Here is a 2,093-nt window from a genome sequence, read left to right as displayed (position 1 = left end):
GAGCGGGGGGGAGGGTGGGCGCAGTGGCACCCCGTAGGCGCGGGCGAGCGAAAAGGCCGGGACCAGCCCCCCACAGCCCGCCCGGTGACAGATCACCCGCAGCCCACGACGGCACCCGGCGGAACGCATAGGCTCAGGGCGGGAGCCGGACCAAGATCCGGCGTGCTGACACCTGGGAGGCGCACATGGCGGCATGGACGTGGCGGTTCGAGAAGGCCGACGGGACGGAGGTCCAGCCCGCGGTGCAGCCCGAGGAGTTCACCACGCAGGGGGACGCCGAGTCCTGGATCGGGGAGTACTGGAAGGAACTGCTCGCCGGAGGCGCGGACCAGGTGCGGCTGTTCGAGGACGCCACGGAGATCTACGGACCGATGAGCCTGCACGCGGACGAGGCGTAGCCGGGGCAGGGGGCGGCCGGCGGCCGGGCCGCCCCGTCCTCACTGCTCGCCCAGCTTCACGCCGACGGTCCGCTCGTCGCCGTTCTGGGTGAACGTCACCGTGGTCCGGTCGCCCGGCTGCGCGGTCGCCAGCGCCTCGGCGAGCGAGGTGATGGTCGTGATGTCGTCGTCGCCCAGCCGCGTGATGATGTCCCCGGGTTCGATCCCCGCCTGCTCGGCCGCCCCACCCTCGATCACCTCGACGACGGCGACCCCGGCGGGCCGGTACTGGTCGTCCACGACCGTACGGCCGGTGATGCCGAGCGCCGCCCGGCCCGAGTCGGTGACCCTGCCTTCCTTGATGATCTGGTCGGCGACCGTCTTCACCATCGAGGCCGGGATCGCGAACCCGATGCCGGCCGCGGCGCTGTCCCCGAGGCCGGGGTCGACGGCGGCGAGCGTCGGGATGCCGATGACCCGGCTGTCGAGGTTCACCAGCGCGCCGCCGCTGTTGCCGGGGTTGATCGCGGCCGACGTCTGCACCATGTTGGGGAGCGTCGCGCCCGTACCGCCGTCGCTGCTGCCCTCGGTGACGGTCCGTCCGGTCGCCGACACGATCCCCTGCGTCACACTCGACGACAGCCCGAGCGGCGAACCCATCGCCAGCACGATCTGCCCCACCTCGACCTTGGCCGAGTCCGCGAAGGCCGCCGCCTTCAGGCCTTTCGGGGCCTTGTCCAGCTTGATGACGGCGAGGTCCTGCTGCGGGTACGAGTAGACGAGCTCGGCGATGAGCACGTCCTCGCTGTTCGCCGTCGTCACGGCGAACGTCCTCTGTTTGCCGACGACATGCGCGTTGGTGACGATGTGCCCCCGGTCGTCGTACACCACGCCCGATCCCAGCTCGTCGCGCCCCTGGATCTGCACGACCGACGGCAGGACGTCCTCGATCACCCTCTGGTAGTCGTCCTGCAGGTCCTTGGCGGCCACCGGCAGCGCGGCCTGCCTGGTCGTCGACTCCGGCTCGCCCGACGAATCGGAGCCGGTGCACCCGGCGACGAGTGCGAGGACGGCCGAGAGAGCACCGACGAGGACAAGGCGACGCAGGGCGTGGGTCACGATCAAGAACGAGGGAGCGGCCATGCCCCGAGTCTCCCCTCGGCACGACGCGTCCGCCCTGCGCTGCTCGTCCGAACGGGCAGCCCTCAGCCTGCTATCCACGCACTCCGCAGAGATGCAGCAACGCAGCGACCCCCCGATACGGATCCGTCCGCCCGGCCCGCTCCTCCGCTGCCAGGAGTACCGACACGTCGGACGGCAACTCCGCCCCGTCCGTAGCGGTGTCCGTGAAGACCCGCACCCCGTACCACGCGTGCAGCGGCGCGCCGATCCCGGCGAGGGTGGCGGTCAGGGTGTCCAGCCGGTCCGCCCGTACATCGAGTCCCAGCCGATTCCGGTACGCGGTCGTGTCGAAGGCCGCCAGTGCGGCACTCCAGTCCCCGGACAGCCCCGGCCGCATGGCCAACGCGTCACCGTTGCGCACCAGCAGCGACAGCAGCCCGCCCGGAGCGAGCATCCGCGCCAGGCCCGCCAGCAGCGGATCGGGATCGTCGACGTACATGAGCACGCCATGACAGAGCACCACGTCGAAGCTGCCCGGCAGGAAGTGCACCCCCGTGTCCCGCCCGTCCCCCTCGAGGACCCGCACCCGCTCCC

At 71.6% G+C, this 2,093-nt stretch carries 3 protein-coding genes; 1 reads left to right on the top strand and 2 read right to left on the bottom strand.

Annotated elements, in window-relative coordinates:
* Window positions 1-185 precede the first annotated feature (185 nt).
* On the top strand, window positions 186-398 hold the full coding sequence (locus StrepF001_RS45115; protein ID WP_129803862.1) for a hypothetical protein: 213 nt from the start codon (window positions 186-188) through the stop codon (window positions 396-398).
* A 39-nt stretch (window positions 399-437) separates the two neighbouring features.
* On the opposite strand, the gene StrepF001_RS45110 is transcribed toward StrepF001_RS45115, so the two are convergent.
* The gene (locus tag StrepF001_RS45110; protein ID WP_129803861.1) at window positions 438-1,520 is read right to left on the bottom strand and encodes a trypsin-like peptidase domain-containing protein; all 1,083 of its coding nucleotides are present in this window, start codon (window positions 1,518-1,520) and stop codon (window positions 438-440) included.
* A 70-nt stretch (window positions 1,521-1,590) separates the two neighbouring features.
* Window positions 1,591-2,093, bottom strand: a 503-nt coding sequence (locus StrepF001_RS45105) for a methyltransferase domain-containing protein (RefSeq protein WP_129803860.1), incomplete at its 5' end; no start/stop codon positions are given.

This window comes from Streptomyces sp. F001 (assembly GCF_004187715.1).
GTDB classification, from domain to species: Bacteria; Actinomycetota; Actinomycetes; order Streptomycetales; family Streptomycetaceae; genus Streptomyces; species Streptomyces flavusporus.
Note: the sequence above shows the minus strand (reverse complement) of the source record. Positions and strands in the feature narration are given on the sequence as shown.